Annotated in this window: 12 protein-coding genes and 1 tRNA gene; 4 read left to right on the top strand and 9 right to left on the bottom strand. The window is 61.4% G+C overall.

Features of this window, described 5'->3' with window-relative positions:
- Positions 1-310: 310 nt before the first annotated feature.
- The 9 genes from QZ460_RS01355 to QZ460_RS01315 form a co-directional block, all read right to left on the bottom strand.
- Positions 311-1,156, bottom strand: a complete 846-nt coding sequence (locus QZ460_RS01355) for a bifunctional methionine sulfoxide reductase B/A protein (RefSeq protein ID WP_366934978.1) — start codon at positions 1,154-1,156, stop codon at positions 311-313.
- Between the two features lie 225 nt (positions 1,157-1,381).
- Complete coding sequence (gene hutI, locus QZ460_RS01350) at positions 1,382-2,626, bottom strand: imidazolonepropionase (RefSeq protein ID WP_290539791.1); 1,245 nt, start codon at positions 2,624-2,626, stop codon at positions 1,382-1,384.
- Positions 2,623-4,104, bottom strand: a complete 1,482-nt coding sequence (hutH, locus tag QZ460_RS01345) for a histidine ammonia-lyase (protein WP_290539790.1) — start codon at positions 4,102-4,104, stop codon at positions 2,623-2,625. The genes hutI and hutH overlap by 4 nt, the downstream gene beginning before the upstream one ends.
- 16 nt (positions 4,105-4,120) lie before the next feature.
- Complete coding sequence (locus QZ460_RS01340; RefSeq protein ID WP_290539789.1) at positions 4,121-6,142, bottom strand: urocanate hydratase; 2,022 nt, start codon at positions 6,140-6,142, stop codon at positions 4,121-4,123.
- Between the two features lie 5 nt (positions 6,143-6,147).
- Positions 6,148-7,845, bottom strand: a complete 1,698-nt coding sequence (gene ftcD / locus QZ460_RS01335; protein ID WP_290539788.1) for a glutamate formimidoyltransferase — start codon at positions 7,843-7,845, stop codon at positions 6,148-6,150.
- Between the two features lie 191 nt (positions 7,846-8,036).
- The gene (locus tag QZ460_RS01330) at positions 8,037-10,025 is read right to left on the bottom strand and encodes a TonB-dependent siderophore receptor (RefSeq protein WP_290539787.1); all 1,989 of its coding nucleotides are present in this window, start codon (positions 10,023-10,025) and stop codon (positions 8,037-8,039) included.
- A 718-nt stretch (positions 10,026-10,743) separates the two neighbouring features.
- A complete protein-coding gene (locus QZ460_RS01325) occupies positions 10,744-12,048 on the bottom strand; it encodes a cysteate synthase (protein ID WP_290539786.1) in 1,305 nt (434 codons plus the stop codon).
- Positions 12,049-12,081: 33 nt separating this feature from the next.
- The gene (gene nspC / locus QZ460_RS01320; protein ID WP_290539785.1) at positions 12,082-13,221 is read right to left on the bottom strand and encodes a carboxynorspermidine decarboxylase; all 1,140 of its coding nucleotides are present in this window, start codon (positions 13,219-13,221) and stop codon (positions 12,082-12,084) included.
- 486 nt (positions 13,222-13,707) lie between these two features.
- Entirely contained in the window at positions 13,708-14,898 is a 1,191-nt protein-coding gene (locus QZ460_RS01315; RefSeq protein WP_290539784.1) for a saccharopine dehydrogenase family protein, read from the bottom strand.
- 279 nt (positions 14,899-15,177) lie between these two features.
- Here QZ460_RS01315 and QZ460_RS01310 point away from each other — a divergent pair.
- From QZ460_RS01310 to QZ460_RS01295, 4 genes are all read left to right on the top strand, one after another.
- Positions 15,178-15,250, top strand: a tRNA-Lys gene (locus QZ460_RS01310).
- 171 nt (positions 15,251-15,421) lie between these two features.
- Entirely contained in the window at positions 15,422-15,619 is a 198-nt protein-coding gene (locus tag QZ460_RS01305) for a hypothetical protein (RefSeq protein WP_290539783.1), read from the top strand.
- 94 nt (positions 15,620-15,713) lie between these two features.
- Complete coding sequence (locus tag QZ460_RS01300) at positions 15,714-15,875, top strand: hypothetical protein (RefSeq protein WP_290539782.1); 162 nt, start codon at positions 15,714-15,716, stop codon at positions 15,873-15,875.
- Positions 15,876-16,196: 321 nt separating this feature from the next.
- Positions 16,197-17,414 carry a site-specific integrase gene (locus tag QZ460_RS01295; RefSeq protein WP_290539781.1) on the top strand — a complete coding sequence of 406 codons (1,218 nt, stop codon included), beginning with the start codon at positions 16,197-16,199 and terminating at the stop codon, positions 17,412-17,414.
- Positions 17,415-17,420 lie beyond the last annotated feature (6 nt).

Raw genomic sequence — 17,420 nt, 5'->3', positions numbered from 1 at the left:
CGTCACCCCGGGAAACGACGGCAGCCGCATTTCTCGACCGAATGTCCGAACGCCTCCTCCGGGAACGCTCCAACAACCCCACTCCGGGCACGTCTTCGCCCCGAAAAACGATAGCAGCCGCATTCCCATCGTACCCCCTCGCCCAGTCCCGGAACAGCCTCCGACCGAACCTCTCGCCCCTCCAGCTACCTCTTCGCCCCTGAAATCCTTCTCCGGCCGAACCTCTCGACCCGAAAAGCAAAATCGGCCGCTTTTCCAGCGGCCTTCCCTCCATCTGAAAACTCCCGGCTTGCGGGCCGGGAGTTTTCGGTTAAAATCGCTTGGTGTAAGCGTGGCAATAGGGCTGTGTCCCCTTGCGGTCGTAATAGTCCTGATGATACCCTTCGGCGGGCCAGAAGGTTGACGCCTTCGTCACACGCGTGACGACGTTGTACCCTTTTGCACGCAACTCGGCGATCAGCTTTTCAGCCGTCGCACGCTGCTCCGGGGTCGTATAGAATACCTCCGAACGGTACTGGTCGCCGATATCGGGACCCTGCCGTCCGACCTGCGTGGGGTCGTGAATCTCGAAAAAGAGCCGCGCCAGCCTTTCGTAGGCTACCTTCGCCGGATCGAACGTCACCCTCACCGCCTCGGCATGCCCCGTGCGGTGGCTACACACCTGCTCGTAAGTGGGGTTCTCCGTGTGTCCGCCGATGTATCCCGACTCGACGTCGATCACCCCCGGCTCCTTCGAAAGCAAATGCTCCACGCCCCAGAAGCAGCCTCCGGCAAAGATCGCCGTTTCGGTCTGCTCCTTTTTGGCCGCAGGCACAAACACCAGCGACACGGAGTTGACACAGTGGCGCGTGTCGCGGGGTGTAAAACCCTCACCCGTGAAAACATGCCCCAGATGGCCGCCGCACCGGGCGCAGGTGATCTCCGTCCGCCGCCCGTCGGCATCAATGGTCCGCTTCACGGCCCCCGGAATCTCGCTGTCGAAACTCGGCCAGCCGCACCCCGAGTCGAACTTGTCCGACGAACGGTACAACGGCGCGCCGCACTTGCGGCAGACATAGGTTCCCTCCTCCTTATGTTTGTAATAGCGGCCCGTGAAGGGGGCTTCCGTCCCCTTGTCCTCAATTACCCGCTTCTCTTCCGGTGTCAATGGTTTCATAGTTTGTCCATTTACGGCCCCGCACAAGGCGAGGCAAATGATTAAAATAACGGTTTTCATAAAATTTTTCAATTTAAAAACCGCGCCACCCGGACCCAACGCCGGATTTCGGCCAAGAGCGAAGCGTCGATTTTTTCCGGGGCGTTTCGCCCCGCCTAGGTCTCTGAAAACCGGATTCCAACCGGGGCGGACGTTCCCGTCCCGAAGCATATCGCCTGCTCCCGCCTATACATCAGACACCTTGCGTCCGCGCAGGAAGACCTGCCGGATCAGGGGTGTCTGATAGGCATAGAAAAAATACTCTACGGATGGCATCGGCTTGGTTATAAAAAAATTAGCAACTTTACCTAAAGTAACGCTTCCGTATTCGCGGCTCAGCCCCATGGCATAAGCCCCGTTGAGAGTTGCGGCGTTGACCGCCTCGGCAGGGGTAATTTTCATGCGGATCGAGGCCAGCGAGCAGACCATGCGCATGTTGCCCGAAGGCGACGACCCGGGATTGTAGTCCGAGGCCAACGCCACACCCAGCCCCGCGCTGATCATCGCACGGGCCGGGGGATAGCTCATCCCGAGAAAGAACGCTGCGCCCGGCAGCAGCGTCGGCATGGTCGCCGCGCCGTGCAGCACCTCGATCTCCTCCTGCCCCATGCGTTCGAGGTGGTCCACCGAAAGAGCCCCGCAGGCCACGCCCACCTGCACGCCGCCCGAGACAGCCAGTTCGTTGGCATGGATCTTCGCACGCAGACCCAGTTTGCGCCCCTCCTCGAGGATGCGGGCCGTCTCTTCGACCGTGAAAAAGCCCTCGTCGCAGAAGACGTCGACGAAATCGGCCAGCCCTTCGGCCGCCACGGCGGGCAGCATTTCACGGCACACCAGATCGACATACTCCGCCTGCCGTCCCCGATAGGCCCGCGCCACGGCATGCGCCCCGAGGAACGTAGCCCGCACCTCGAGCGGCACGCTTTCGCGAATGCGCCGGATAACGCGCAGCATCTTGAGCTCGTCCTCGGTCGAAAGGCCGTAGCCGCTCTTGATCTCCACACACCCCGTACCCATCGCCGCGATCTCGCGCACGCGTTCCATCGCCTGCTCATAGAGTTCGTCCTCCGAAGTCCGGTGCAACAGGTCGGCGGAATTGAGGATTCCTCCGCCCCGCCGGGCGATCTCCTCATACGACAAGCCGTTGATCTTGTCCAGAAACTCCCGCTCGCGGCTTCCGGCATAGACCAGATGGGTGTGCGAATCGCAGAATGACGGGAAGAGCATGCCCCCGGCGGCATCGACAACCTCGTCGGCGGCGATCTCGCCCAGCGAGTCCATGTGCCCGAACGCCGCGAAACGGCCGTCTTCGGCCAGCAGCCAGGCGTCGTCGAGCGTCTCCAATCCGTTCATGTCGGCGCCGCAGTAGCGCAGACGGCCCGTCGCTTCGAGACCGACAATACGGGCTATATTCTTCACCAGGAGTCTCATAGGCTGTGCAGGAATTGGACGGAGGCTTCGATATGGGGATACATCACCTCGTCGTTGTCAATAAACGGAACCACTTTGCGGTAGTCGGCCACCATCCGCTCCAACTCGGGCGACGTGTGCGCCGGACGGCGGAACTCGATGGCCTGCGCGGCGTTGAATAGCTCGATGGCCAACACCCGCTCGGTGTTGCAAACCACGCGCCAAAGCTTCGTGGCCGCATTGGACCCCATGCTCACATGGTCCTCCTGTCCTTGCGACGAGGGGATCGAATCGACCGATGCGGGCATGCAAAGCCCCTTGGACTGGCTCACGATCGACGCCGCGGTATACTGCGGAATCATGAAGCCGCTGTTCAACCCGGGGTTGGCCACGAGGAATTTGGGCAGTTCGCGCGCCCCGGAGATCAGTTTGTAGGTCCGGCGTTCGGAGATGTTGCCCAGTTCGGCCAGGGCGATCGCCAGAAAATCCATCGCCAGGGCGATCGGCTGTCCGTGGAAATTGCCCGCCGAGACGACCATGTCCTCCTCGGGGAAGACCGTCGGATTGTCCGTCGTGGAGTTGATTTCCGTGGTCAGAACCTGCTCCACATAGTCGATCGTGTCCTTCGAAGCTCCGTGTACCTGCGGCATGCAGCGGAACGAATAGGGATCCTGCACATGGTGCTTGGGGCGGGCGATCAGTTCGCTGCCTTCGAGCAGGCGGCGGACATTCCGGGCCGTGACGAGCTGTCCGGCGTGGGCGCGGATCAGGTGCACCTCGTCGCAGAAAGGCTCGATGCGCCCGTCGAAGGCATCCAGCGACAGTGCCCCGATGCGGTCGGCCCATTCGCTCAGCCGCCGGGCGTGAATCAGCGACCAGACGCCGTAGGCGCTCATGAACTGCGTGCCGTTCAGCAGCGCAAGGCCCTCTTTCGACTGCAGGCGGATCGGCTCCAGACCCTCTTCGGCGAGCACTTCGGCCGCGGGGCGCACCCCGCCCTTATACTCCACCTCGCCCAGCCCCAGCAGCGGCAGGCTCATGTGGGCCAGCGGCGCCAGGTCGCCCGAGGCGCCCAGCGAACCCTGCTGGTAGACGACGGGCAGAATGTCGCGGTTGAAAAACTCCACCAGACGCTCGACGGTCGCCAGCTGCACGCCCGAATGGCCGTAGGACAGCGACTGGATCTTGAGCAGCAGTATCAGCCGCACGATCTCCGAGGGCACCCGCTCCCCGGTTCCGCAGGCGTGCGACATCACGAGGTTCTGCTGCAGGAGCGACAGTTGGTCGCGGTCCACCGAGATGTCGCACAACGACCCGAAACCGGTCGTGATGCCGTAGATCGGCCGCTCAGGATTCTCCATCTTGCGATCGAGGTATTCACGACAGCGGGCGATGCGTGCCCGGGCGTCGTCGCTCAACGCGAGCATCAGCCGCCGTTCGAGGATTTCGCGGACACGCCGGATCGAGAGGTGCTCCGCGGATATATAGTGCTGTTCCATGTGAAATAACAGATTGTTAATCGTTGTTGTTCAGAGCATTGATAATAACATTTTCGTCTGCGAAATTAGGCAGGGTCACACACAGCCCGGGCGTGCGGTCCATCTCGCGGCGGATGGCCTCGATGGCCCCTTCGTTACGCGCCCAGCTGCGACGTGCAATCCCGTTGTTGACGTCCCACAGCAGCATTTCGCGGATGCGGCGGCCGGCATCCTCCGAGCCGTCGATCACCATGCCGAAGCCGCCGTTGATCACCTCGCCCCAGCCCACGCCGCCGCCGTTGTGGAGCGAAACCCACGTCGCGCCGCGGAACGAGTCGCCGATGACGTTCTGCACGGCCATGTCGGCCGTCAGACACGAACCGTCGTAGATGTTCGAGGTCTCGCGGTAGGGCGAATCGGTTCCCGAAACGTCGTGATGGTCGCGTCCCAGAACCACGGGGGCCGTGATGCGTCCGTCGGCAATGGCCCGGTTGAACGCCTCGGCGATCTTCATGCGCCCTTCGCAGTCGGCGTAGAGAATGCGGGCCTGCGACCCGACGACCAGACGGTTGCGCCCGGCCTCGCGGATCCAGTGGATATTGTCGTCGAGCTGTCCCCGGATGTCCTCAGGTGCCGTCTTGCGGATCTCCTCCAGCACTTCGGCGGCCAGCGCATCGGTCGTTGCGAGGTCTTCGGGACTTCCCGAGGTGCAGACCCAACGGAACGGACCGAAACCGTAGTCGAAGAACATGGGTCCCATAATGTCCTGCACGTAGGAGGGATAGCGGAAGCGCCCGCCCTCGCCCGTCACCGCAGCCCCGGCGCGCGAGGCTTCCAGCAGGAAGGCATTGCCGTAGTCGAAGAAATACATCCCCCGCTCCGTCAGCTTGTTGATGGCATCGACCTGACGCCGCAGCGACTCCTGGACACACTCGCGGAAGCGCCCCGGCTCCTCGGCCATCATCTTGTTCGACGCCTCGTAACTCAGGCCCACGGGGTAATAACCGCCCGCCCAGGGGTTGTGCAGCGAGGTCTGGTCCGACCCCAGGTCGACAGGAATCTCCTCCGCAGCCAGCCGCTCCCAGAGGTCCACAACGTTCCCCACATAAGCCAGTGACACAACCTCTTTATCCTTGACAGCCTGACGGATGCGCGGTATCAGTTCATCCAGTACTTCGTGCAGTTCATCGACCCATCCCTGCTCGTGGCGCTTCTGCGCCGCCTTGGGATTGATCTCGGCGACGACCGACACCACACCCGAGATATTGCCCGCCTTGGGCTGAGCTCCCGACATGCCGCCGAGACCCGACGAGACGAACAGCATCCCGCGCGTATCGCTGCGGCCGGCCGTGAAGCGTTTGCGCGCGGCGTTCATCACCGTGATCGTCGTGCCGTGGACAATGCCCTGCGGCCCGATATACATATACGATCCGGCAGTCATCTGCCCGTACTGCGACACCCCGAGGGCATTGAGCCGCTCCCAGTCGTCGGGCTTCGAGTAGTTGGGAATCACCATGCCGTTCGTAACCACCACGCGCGGAGCGTCGGGATGCGACGGGAAGAGCCCCAGCGGATGCCCGGAGTAGATGACCAACGTCTGATTTTCGGTCATTTCCGAAAGATAGCGCATCGCAAGACGGTACTGCGCCCAGTTCTGGAACACGGCGCCGTTGCCGCCGTAGGTGATCAGCTCGTGGGGATGCTGGGCCACCTTCGGGTCGAGGTTGTTCTGAATCATCAGCATGACGGCCGCGGCCTGCCGGCAGCGGGCGGGATACTCGTCGATCGGGCGGGCGTGCATCTCGTAATCGGGACGCAGGCGGTACATATAGATACGGCCGTAGCGGCGCAACTCCTCGGCGAACTCCTTCGCCAGCACGGCGTGGTGCTTGGGCGGGAAGTAGCGCAGGGCGTTTTTCAGCGCCAGCGCCTTCTCCCGATCCGAAAGAATCTCCTTGCGTTTGGGCGCATGGTTGATCTGTTTGTCGTATGCTTTGGCTGCGGGCAGCCGTTCGGGGATGCCCGCGCGAATGTCGGCTTGAAACTCCTGAAGTGTCATTTTACTCAAATTTTACGTTCCACGATCTCCAGCACCTCGGCTTCGAGATGCCGGGCTTCGGTTGCCAGCGCTTCCGCTTCGGCGACCAGCGCCTCGGCCCGGGTGCGGTCCTTCAGTCCCGCGGCGTTGATCTTCACATTGAGACACGCTCCCAGCACCGCACTGCGGGCCGCCAGCGCACCCACACCCGCATCGGAGACCGAATTGGGGTTGCCATCCGAGGCCATGGCGCGCACGATTTCGAAAACCCGCATGGCGGCCTTCATCGTCCGCAGGGGAACCTCCGTGGCATAGAGCGTCGCCTCCTGCAGGGCTGCGGCGCGCGCCGCCTTCTCCTCGTCGGTCGACTTGGGCATGGCAAAAACCGCCATGATGCGGTTGAACGCCGCAGTGTCCTCGTCGACCAGGTGCATCAGCTCCGCAAGAACGCCCTGTCCCCGCTCGGCCCAGTCGGAGAACTCCTCCCAACGGTCGTCCCAGCCGGCCTTGTGTGCCGAGAGGTTGGCCACCATCGTCCCGAGAGCTGCGCCCAGCGCACCCATATAGGCGGCGATCGAACCTCCGCCCGGAGCCGGGGATTCACTCGCCGTCTCGTCGGCGAAAGACTTGCAAGTCATGTCGATAAGCCGCTTGTTCGGAACCTCCGCTTCAAGCAGATATTCGATCACCTTCTCGGCCGGGTCGAACGGCTTCAGGTCGTCCAGACCCATCGACTTGACGGCGATGCGGATGATCTCCTCCTCGGCGATGCCCGTCGAGCGGTGCTGCTTGCGGAGGAAGTATTTGCCGGCTTCGACCAGAGCCCGTTTCGGGACCAGTCCCACGATCTCCGTACCCGTGACGCGCACACCGCGGGCGTCGGCCTTGCGGCATACCTCGTCGAAAGCCACATGGAGCGGGGTCCGGGAGATGTCGGTGATGTTCATCGAGACCTGCGCAATGCCGTACTCCTCGATGAACCAGCCGATGGCCTTCGTGGCCGGAAGCGTTCCGGGCCGCATCACGGGATTGCCCGCGGCATCCTTCACCACCCGGCCCGTGATGGGGTTGCCCTCGCGGACGGGGCGCCCCTTTTCACGCACGTCGAAGGCGATGGCGTTGGCGCGGCGCGTGGAGGTGGTGTTCAGGTTGAAATTCACGGCAATCAGGAAATCGCGCGCCCCGACGGTCGTGGCTCCCGTTCGGGCAACGTCCTCGTCGTAGGGACGCGCCCCGAAGTCGGGCGCGGAGGCCGTATGGGCCAGTTTCTCGGGCAGGGCCTCGTACTCCCCGGCGCGGCACACGGCGAGGTTTTTCCGCTCGGGGACAAAGGCCGCAGCCTCGTAGCAATAGGTCGGGATGCGCAGTTCGTCGGCGATACGCCGGGCCAGCGCACGCGCCAGTTCGGCGCATTCGGCAAGCGTGACGCCCGCAATCGGGATCAGCGGCAGCACGTCGGTGGCCCCCATGCGGGGATGCGCCCCCTTGTGGCGACGCATGTCGATCAGTTCGGCCGCCTGCTTCACCCCCGCAAAAGCGGCTTCGACGACCGCTTCGGGTGTGCCGACGAAGGTCACAACCGTGCGGTTGGTCGCCTCGCCCGGATCCACGTCGAGCACTTTGACACCCCCGGAAGCCTCGATGGCCGCGGTGATCCGGCGGATAACGGTTTTATCGCGCCCCTCGCTGAAATTGGGGACGCATTCAATGATTCTTTGAGACATAAGATCGTCGCATTTAAATTCTTATACTTCAAAGATAGAAAATAATCGGGAAAAATCCGAAAAAACCGTAACAAAACAGGCGGCTTTTTTCAAAAAAAGAAAGTCCGGCGCTTTGACGCGCCGGACCGTGAGAGCAGCCGGACCGGAGCCGGAGGCCGAAAACGACCCGGTTCCGGGAAAGGACGAAAGGATTATTTACCGATGGTCAGCGTCACCCCACCCGTACACCAGAAACCCGGCAGGCGGATTCCGCCGATGTCGCAGTAGCGCGCATCGGTGATGTTCGTGGCGTCGACGTAGAGGCGGCAGATGCCCTTCTCCCACTGAAGACGTCCGTCGAGCAGGAAATAGGGCTTGAAGTCGCGCTCTTCGGTCAGGGAGGCATTGCCCGATTCGGGATAATGCGTGTAGCTGCCGTTGCGGTCGTAGACCGAGCCGGTCAGCGCAAGCGACATCCGTCGCAGGAAGTGCACCTCGACAGCCAACGCCGCCTTGTGGCGCATGAAATCCATCACGCTTTTGGCGACGATGTCGGCGTTCCGGTCGGTCGTGATGTAGCCGTACGAGAGAGTCACGCGGCGCAGGAAGCCTTCCGAAACCGTATAGCCGCCCGCGAGTTCAAGCCCGAAGGTATTGAGGCGGCTCGTCTGCTCGGAATGCCACTTGTTGCCCATGTCTTCGCGCCAGACCCAGTCGATGATGTCGCGTCCGGAGCGGTAATAGGCCTGCGCCGAAAGGTTCCAGCAGCGCTTGAGGTAATTCACTCCAAAGCGATAGGTGACTGCATGTTCCGGCGTAAGGTCAAGGTTGTTGATCTGGGCCGGAGAGGTGTAGTAGAGGTCCGTAAAGGTCGGCAGGCGCATCGACTGCCAGGCCCCGGCCTCGAGGCGCAGCCCGGCCGCGGGGGTATAGCCCGCCGACAGGCTCCACAGGGCCGAAGTGCCGTAGGGCGTGAGGCTCACACCCGCCGAAGCCGCCACATCGAAGCGCAGCCACTGCTTGGCGTGACGCAACCACAGGTTACCCGTATGGCGCGCCTTGGCATGGGTGTAATGCCCCTTGGGAACCGAGAGTTTGTCCCCGAGATTGGAACTGTAAATGTGGTTGAAGGCATAGTCTCCTCCCAGGGAGGTGACGCCCGCCGCCCAGTCGCAGTCGGCCCAGAATTTCGCTCCGACATTGTCCGTATTGTGGCGGTTCATCGCCGTGCCGCGCGTCCAGTCGTAGCGGTCGAAATTCTTGCGGTAGCTCGCGGCGGCGCCCAACGAAAAGCGGCCTGCGCTCTTCAGCCACCGCAGCGACCCCAGAGCCGTGGCGGTATGCTCCCACTGGTCGGGATTATAGGCCGCATAGAAGCCGTTGGAGCCGAAATCGCGGTCCTGCCACCCGGCCTGCAGGTCGAAGAATCCGGCCCGGCCGGCGTCGTAGGTGGCACGCACAAAGGCGTTGTAGTTGGAGAAATCGGTATTGTGGCGGTAGCCGTCGCTGCGGCGGTAGGAAACCGCGCCGAGCACCGAGAAGCGACCCGAAGTCACCGCACCCGAAAGATTGCCGTAGCCGTAGCCGTACTGGCCACCCGAGGCTTCGAGGCGCAGGTAGGTGGGACGCAGCGGCGTCGTGCGGATGTTCACCGCTCCGGCATAGGCCCCGACGCCCGGAACGCCGTCGATCAGTTCGACGGCCGAGATGCAGTCGAGGTCGACGGGCAGCGCGTGGGACTGATGCCCGGTGCGGGCATCGGTGAAATCAATACCGTTGAGAAGGACCATGGTCTGGTCGAAAGAGCCTCCCCGGATGAAGATGTCGGCCTGCGTACCCTTGCCTCCGCGTTCGCGGAGATCGACCGAAGGTGCAAGGCGCAGGGCGGCTTCCAGAGTCTGGACAGGCGCCGGGGCCTGGGCTTTTCGGTCGAAAAGCGGGGTGTGCGACTGGGCGTTGCGCGCGGAAACCGGATGGCTCCCGGTGACGCCGACTTCCCGGATCCGCAATGTCTTGAGGACAGCGGTCGTGTCGGCAGTCTGCGCAGACGCTTCTTGCGTCGCAAGCAGCAGGATCGACATCCCGGCGGAAAGGACCCCGATTGCCCAGCAACGGCGCAGACTCGCAAAGACCGACCAGCCTTTGCGGTTCCAGCGCCGCCAGTGGGTGGCGGAGGTGGGTTTTGCCTGGATGTTTTCCATGTGTTTGAAATTTGGGTTAAGAATAAAATTAAAAAACAAAATCCGAACCGTTCCGGCTGCTCGGGCATCCGGTTCGGCCCGGCAAAGGTAATAAAAAAACGAATCGCAACGATCCGTTTGCGAAAAAGAGCGCCCACAGCGCGGATTCGCCCCAGGCGGTCCGTCTCGTTTCGGCAAGTCCGGCGGCAATGCCGTGCGGGAAGTTTTCCGAATTTCCGTTACCCCGTGCGTCCCGTGCGGGTAGTTTTCCGGGTTTCCGTCACCTCTTGCGCACAGCCGCGGCAGCCCGCGCGGCGGGAAGTTTTCCGGATTTCCGTTACCCCGTGCGTCCCGTGCGGGTAGTTTTCCGGGTTTCCGTCACCTCTTGCGCACAGCCGCGGCAGCCCGCACAGCGGGAAGTTTCCCGGATTTCAGGAGGGTCTGAGCGCACGGCGGGAAGTTTTCCGGGTTTCCGTTGCCCCGTGCGCCCGGCCGCGGCAGCCCGCACGGCGAGAAAGGTCCCGGGTTTCAGGAGGGTCTGAGCGTGCGTGGCGGCAAAGTCGGGAGCAACGGGCGCGAGTTTGCAACGCCCCGCGGCGGCCGCTGCCTGCCGGGGTACAGCCGGCGCCGGACTTTCTGTCAAGGCGTCACGGCTTCGGCGAAAACGGGCTGCGTCGCGTCTCGGAAACAAAAAAAAGAGACGCATCCAAGTTGATGAGTCTCTTTTCGATAAGCCGGATTATTTAACCGGTTGGTTGAACAGCGCTTCCACTCGCTCCACCACATCGTTTTCGTCGGGTTCGAGCGGGAAGACGTGGCTTGGCTTGAGGTACCACAGCTCCTTGCCCTCCTTGAAGTGCTCCTCGCCGCCGCCCGTTATATTGAGCATGACGGTGGCATCCCTGGCGATTTTACCCGCGTTCACGGCGTTGATGAGCGACGCCAGCGCAACGCCCGCCGCCGAATAGATGTCGACGCCTTCGAGTTCGTGGAACAGTTTGCGGGCCTTGCGCGCCATGGCGTTCGTAGCCACGAAGATCTCTCCGTCGGTGGCTTTCAGCGCATCGAAAAGACCGCCCGTGATGCTGTAGGGCGGACGGCGGTTCGAAAGCACCTTGGCATCGATGATCTCCGCGTCGCGGCGCGCCTTGTCGTCGTCATAGGGCAGCATTTTGCGCGATGCAGCCTGCCAGGCGTCGTACATCGGGACAAACGGGGCGTTCTGCGCCACCATCAGACGCAAGGTGTTCCGACCGAAGCGCCCGTCCTCGATGAGGCGCATGTTGGCCTCCCAGGCGGCGATGGCGCCCGTGCCGCTGCCCACGGCCTGGAAATAGTAGTCGGGGATGCGGCCGATGGTCGTCACGGCCGAAAGGACCGTGCAGCCCATGCCGTCGCGGCGCGCGACATTCTTGGCTCCGCCCTCGGCATAGAAGGCCGGGCTTTTCAGCGCGATGTCGCTCAGATGGATGGCGTCGAAATAGTCACCGCCCTTCTCGCACGCAATGAGCTTCACGCAGGGATTCAGCGGCTGGTCGAACCACAGCGCGTCGATATTGTCGTAGGGAACCGAGAGCAGCAGCCGGATGTTGTTGTCCGAGCAGACCTTGGCAAAGGCCCGGGCGGTATTTCCGGCCGAAGCCACCACCAGCACACGCTGTTCGTCGGCTGCCGCACGCCCGCAGACCGAATAGGCCTCGGTCTCCTTGAACGAGCAGGTCGACATCGTGGCCCCGATGGCCGGATGCCAGCCGTTGAAGGTGATCCAGAGGTTTTCCAGCCCGAGGTAGGCGGCGAGGCCCTTGCTCTTATAGGTCACGGGTGCCGACGATCCCTTGAGGAGACGCCGCACGGGCAACCAGTCCGAGAAACGGTAAAGGCCCCAGTCGGCCGGTTTCACGTCGAGCTGCCGGCGGGCGTATTTGGTGCGCACGAGCGACGGCTCCTTGCACTGCGGGTCGGCAAGCATCCAGCCGGTGTCTTCAAATTCGCGGCCCGTGGCGACGCATTCCAACGTGTAGGGGGTAGGTGTAAAATTTTCCATGAAGCGATTTTCGTATATCTGAATTCAATTTGTCTATGACATGCGGTTGCGGAAGTCCTCGTAGCCGAATTCGCGGACGACCTCGATGCGTCCGTCGCGGCGCGCGATGACGATGGCCGGATGATGGACGCCGTTGAACATCGTGGTCTTGACCATCGTGTAGTGGATCATGTCCTCGAAGACGATGCGCTCCCCCACCTCCAGTTCGTGGTCGAAGGCCCAGTAGCCGCAGTAGTCGCCCGCAAGGCAGCTCGTGCCGCCCATGCGCCAGCGTTTTTCGTCCCCGGCAGGTTCATGTGCCCCGACAATGGCGGGTTTATAGGGCATTTCGAGGCAGTCGGGCATGTGGCAGGCGAACGACACGTCGAGCATCGCCGTCGTCTCGCTGCCGTTCACCACGATGTCCTCGACGGTCGAAACCAGGTAGCCCGTGCGCCAGGTGAAGGCGCTGCCGGGTTCCAGAATCAGACGCAGGTTCGGGTGGCGGGAGGCGAACGCCCGCAGCAGGGCGATCAGACGGTCGCAGTCATACCACGAGGCAGTCATCAGATGGCCGCCGCCCATGTTGAGCCACTTGATCCGGTCGAGATATGCCCCGAAGTGCGTCTCGACAGCCTCCAGCGCCTTTTGCAGATGCTCCGGGCGCGACTCGCAGAGGACATGGAAATGCAGTCCCTCGACACCCGCCGGAAGCCCGCCGTGCGCCGCCAGCTGTTCGGCCGTGACGCCCAGCCGCGAGCCGGGAACGCAGGGGTTGTAGAGGTCCGTCTCGACGGGCGAATACTGCGGATTGATCCGCAGACCGCAGGAGATGCCGTTGATGAGGGCTTTCTGGCCGAAGCGGCGGAACTGGGACAGCGAATTGAACGTGATATGATCGCTGCAGGCGAGGATTTCGTCGATATTGGAGTCCGTATAGACCGGGGCGTAGGTATGGGCCGGACGCCCGAAGTGCTCGAAAACGAGACGGGCCTCGGCGGCGGAACTTGCCGTCGCTCCGTCGGAGTGCTTTGCCAGCTCGGGGAAAATGCGCCACATGGCGCAAGCCTTCAGGGCGACGATAATTTCGGCGCCCGATTCCCGGCGCACACGGTCGACAGTCGCCAGGTTCCGGTCCAGCAACTCCTCGTCGAGGACGTAACACGGAGAAGGCAGTTTCAGAAAGTCAATCATCGGGTTGTTTTTAAATCAAAACAGTTGCAAAAGTAGCAAAAACCTCCTGAAAACCACGCGGCGCAGTCTTGGTTTTCGGGAAAATACGCATTTATACTTAGCTCCTGCGGACGCCTCCCGGAGCGGAGGTCCGGAGTCGGTTGTCGCAGGGAGCTCTTCGGGGAAAAGAGGGTTCCGCCGAAAACCGTCCCACTCGGCTGTAACCCGGGCGGAGCGGCGAGTCCGTTGCGGGGTCGGCCCGGGCGGTTGGGGTCCGAGCGAAGCAGAGGCTTCGTTGCGGGGTAGGTCCGGTCGGTTGGGCTTCGGACGGAGCGGCGGGTCCACTGCGGGGTCAGTCCGGGCGTTTGGGGTTCGGGCGGAGCGGCGGGTCCGTTGCGGGATCGGTCCGGGCGGAGCGTGAAAAAAACCGGATGGGCTGTACTTGGGGTACGACCCATCCGGGTATTGCGAGGGATGAGCGGCAGAGGCCGCAGTCTTCCCAATGAACTACACCTCCAGGTTCACATCGAACAGCTCATGCCACGGAAGTCCCTGTTCGCCCAGCTCGGCCAGGAACGGATCGGGATCGAACTCCTCGACATTGAACACGCCGGCGCCGCGCCAGAGCCCCTTGGCCCACATCGAAGCACCCAAAGCCGCCGGAACACCCGTGGTGAACGACACGGCCTGCGTGCCGGTTTGGCGGAAGGCCTCCTCGTGGTCGCAGTTGTTATAAATATAGTAGGTGCGCTCCTTGCCGTCCTTGATGCCCTTGATGCGGCAGCCGATCGAAGTCTGGCCGTGATAGTTGGCGCCCAGCGACTTGGGATCGGGAAGAACCGCCTTGAGGAACTGGATCGGGACGATCTCGACACCGTTGTAGATGATCGGGTCGATGCGCGCCATGCCGATGTTCTGGATCACGCGCAGGTGCGTCAGGTACTCCTGGCCGAAGGTCATCCAGAAGCGGGCACGCCGGATCGTGGGATAGTTCTTCACGAGCGATTCGAGCTCCTCGTGGTAGATGACATACGATTCGCGCTCGCCGATGCCCGGATAATTGAGCGGCTTGTGGATCTCGTGCGGCTCGGTCACCACCCACTGCCCGTTCTCGTAGTAGCGCCCCTTCTGGGTCACCTCGCGGATGTTGATCTCGGGGTTGAAGTTCGTGGCGAAAGCCATGCCGTGGTTGCCGGCGTTGCAGTCGACGATGTCCAGGTAGTGGATTTCGTCGAAATGGTGCTTGGCGGCATAGGCCGTGAAGATGGCCGTCACTCCCGGGTCAAACCCGCAGCCGAGGATTGCCGTGAGGCCCGCGGCCTTGAAGCGGTCCTGGTAGGCCCACTGCCACGAGTATTCGAAATGCGCCTCGTCCTTCGGCTCGTAGTTGGCCGTGTCGAGGTAGTTGCAGCCGCACTCGAGGCAGGCGTCCATGATCGTAAGATCCTGGTAGGGAAGCGCCACGTTGACCACAATGTCGGGCTTAAACGCACGGAAAAGCTCGCACAGCTGCGGCACGCAGTCGGCGTCGACCTCGGCGGTCTTCACGCGGTTGCCGCCGATGGCGGCCGCAACGGCGTCGCATTTGGATTTGGTGCGGCTGGCCAGCATCACATCCGTGAATACGGGGTTGGCCGCAATTTTCTGCGTCACCACCGTTCCGACACCGCCGGCTCCGATTATCAGTGCTTTACACATAGAATTATCCGGTTTTAAAAATTAGTATACATCTTAACGCCTACAAAAATATCCTTTTATTTCGGCAAAACAAAATCCGCGTGTCAAATTTCGCGATCCCGGGCATCCGAAACCACCGGAAAGGGCCCGGGCAGCCATCGGCCCCAGGCCCCAGGCGGCAGCCGAAAGAGAAAAAATGCTTTTTTTGCGCAAAATTTGCAGGCCGGGTATTGGATTTTAAAAATAAATCCGTACATTTGCACCACCAAAACGGGAGCAATTCCCAATTTGGCAGACGGAGATTCCGTAGCTCAGCTGGTAGAGCACAACACTTTTAATGTTGGGGTCCTGGGTTCGAGCCCCAGCGGGATCACTGAAACAAATCGCAAAAACCTGATAATCACCGATTGTCAGGTTTTGTTTTTTCACCCCCCCCCTCCACCACCGCGGAAGGATTCCGGGAGCCTCGCGCGGCCCAGGCAGTAGAGCATATCCGGTGATCTCCTTTGGCCAGGATGCTCTTCGGGGAGCAGACGGCGTAGTCATGGCCAACTATCAGCGCCTTGTCGGCGAGGTTTCTCTGCAATTTGCCGGTCGTAGAAACGGGGATTGTTTTGCCCGTTTGATTCAAGCGTATATGACTGAAGAAGATTTATCAAACTATCCCGAATTGGAAACGCTCCGGCAGATAGAGGAAGAAACAAGGATGGATAAATCAGGAAAAGAGCCTGAAAATCAATGAAAAATACGGGACTGGGACCCGAATCCCGTATTTCCCCTTTACTCCAAATATCCCATAGCGCCCCAGAAAGCGGCCGAAAACGGGCTGACAGGTCGTGTCACGAGTTATTTCGGGAACGGTCCGGCAGTTCCGCACAGAAGCGTTCCGTGGCTTCGAAAACTCGCTTCCCGTTGCTGCGAAGAATTCCTTCAAGGCGCGTATGCACAAAGAGCAGGGCATCGGAATGTCGATCTACACCCGCAAGGCGCATCTCTGACTCCGACAGCGGCCACCACCCCACTGCGGGCAGGCTTGCGGGCCCGATACAGGACAAGCCGGTGCTTCGGCCGGGCCCGTCCTGCGGGTAGTTGCGGCTTGCAAAGCCGGGGCGGGCTATCGTTCGCCGGGTGACGGCAAAAGTTCGTCCTGCCGTCAGATTCGTAAATTGGTGGCCGGAAACAGGGATATTTGCGCCCTATGGCATCTTTTGCAGACGCCACAAGGGGGAAGAGGTTGTTCCGGGCATCGAAAGGCACAAAAAATGCAGATTCGCAATGCGTAAGAGCGACCGAGGTATCCCGAAACGAACGAACACAACATGGCAACAGTAAAGGTAAAATTTCGAAAATCGAGCGTCGCAGGCAAACCCGGCTCGATCTACTATCAGCTCTGCCACGAAAACACCTGCAAGCTGATCACCACGAAGATGCACATTCCCTCCCGCGCGTGGAACGCCCTTGACGAGCAGATCATCACCCAGGGGGAGCATCGCCTGAAGATGTACCAGCTCAAAATCCAGAGCGACATGCGGCTGCTGCGGCGCATCATCCGCGAAATGGACGAGCGCAGGAAGGGTTATACGCTGGAGAATATCGTGGAGGCGTTTCGTGCCAATTCGTCACAGGTGACCGTGCTCGAGTACATGCAGCGCCAGATCGAGCGGCTGCAAAAGAGAAAGCACTACGGCACGGCCAAGAACTACCAATATGCACTGAACAGTTTTTCGGCATTTCTGGACCACGAGGACCTCTCGTTCGGACTGATGAACGAAGGGCTCATCCTGCAGTACAACGACTGGCTGGAGTGCAGGAACGTACTGAAAAACAGCATCTCGTTCTACATGCGCATCTGGCGGGCCGTCTACAACCGTGCGGCACGGGAGGGGATCGTGGAGCAGAGTCTGCCCTTCCAAAACGTCTATACGGGCATCGACCGCACCCGCAAGCGCGCCGTCGACGAGGAGATCATCCTGAAACTTCTGGAACTGGATTTGACCCTGCACCCCTCGCTGGCCCTGTCGCGCGATCTGTTCGTGTTCAGCTATTGCGCCCGGGGCATGGCCTTTGTCGACATGGCCTTCCTGAAGAAGCGCAACATCGAGAATAACAGGATCTGCTATCACCGTCGGAAGACCGACCAGCTGATGATGGTGCGTCTCGAACCCTGTATGATACATATCCTCCGCAAATACGAGGACAAGACCCGCGATTCGCAGTATGTATTCCCGATTCTCACCGCCGAGGACGACGAGAAGGCCTTCGTCCAGTACCACACGGCCCTGGGTTACCACAACCGCAAATTGAAGAAACTGGCCCAGATGACCGGTCTTCCCATCGCGCTCTCCTCCTACACCTCGCGGCACACGTGGGCGACGACGGCACGACGGCACAACGTCCCCCTGTCGATCATCAGTGCCGGCATGGGACACTCCTCCGAGAGGACTACCGAAATCTATCTGGCATCGTTGGAGAACTCCGTCATCGACGAGGCAAACAGCGGTTTGCTGACGGATATCAACCGGTGCATTTCTTTTTAAGAAAGA

Origin of the sequence: Alistipes sp. (assembly GCF_020026455.1) — a bacterium.
Lineage (GTDB): Bacteria > Bacteroidota > Bacteroidia > Bacteroidales > Rikenellaceae > Alistipes.
This window is presented reverse-complemented; position numbering and strand designations above follow the sequence as displayed.

Coding starts and splice junctions, on each gene's coding strand:
- QZ460_RS01355 (WP_366934978.1), bottom strand. CDS start 1,156: ATGAAACCATTGACACCGGAAGAGAAGCGGGTAATTGAGGACAAGGGG.
- hutI (WP_290539791.1), bottom strand. CDS start 2,626: ATGAGACTCCTGGTGAAGAATATAGCCCGTATTGTCGGTCTCGAAGCG.
- hutH (WP_290539790.1), bottom strand. CDS start 4,104: ATGGAACAGCACTATATATCCGCGGAGCACCTCTCGATCCGGCGTGTC.
- QZ460_RS01340 (WP_290539789.1), bottom strand. CDS start 6,142: ATGACACTTCAGGAGTTTCAAGCCGACATTCGCGCGGGCATCCCCGAA.
- ftcD (WP_290539788.1), bottom strand. CDS start 7,845: ATGTCTCAAAGAATCATTGAATGCGTCCCCAATTTCAGCGAGGGGCGC.
- QZ460_RS01330 (WP_290539787.1), bottom strand. CDS start 10,025: ATGGAAAACATCCAGGCAAAACCCACCTCCGCCACCCACTGGCGGCGC.
- QZ460_RS01325 (WP_290539786.1), bottom strand. CDS start 12,048: ATGGAAAATTTTACACCTACCCCCTACACGTTGGAATGCGTCGCCACG.
- nspC (WP_290539785.1), bottom strand. CDS start 13,221: ATGATTGACTTTCTGAAACTGCCTTCTCCGTGTTACGTCCTCGACGAG.
- QZ460_RS01315 (WP_290539784.1), bottom strand. CDS start 14,898: ATGTGTAAAGCACTGATAATCGGAGCCGGCGGTGTCGGAACGGTGGTG.
- QZ460_RS01305 (WP_290539783.1), top strand. CDS start 15,422: ATGGCCAACTATCAGCGCCTTGTCGGCGAGGTTTCTCTGCAATTTGCC.
- QZ460_RS01295 (WP_290539781.1), top strand. CDS start 16,197: ATGGCAACAGTAAAGGTAAAATTTCGAAAATCGAGCGTCGCAGGCAAA.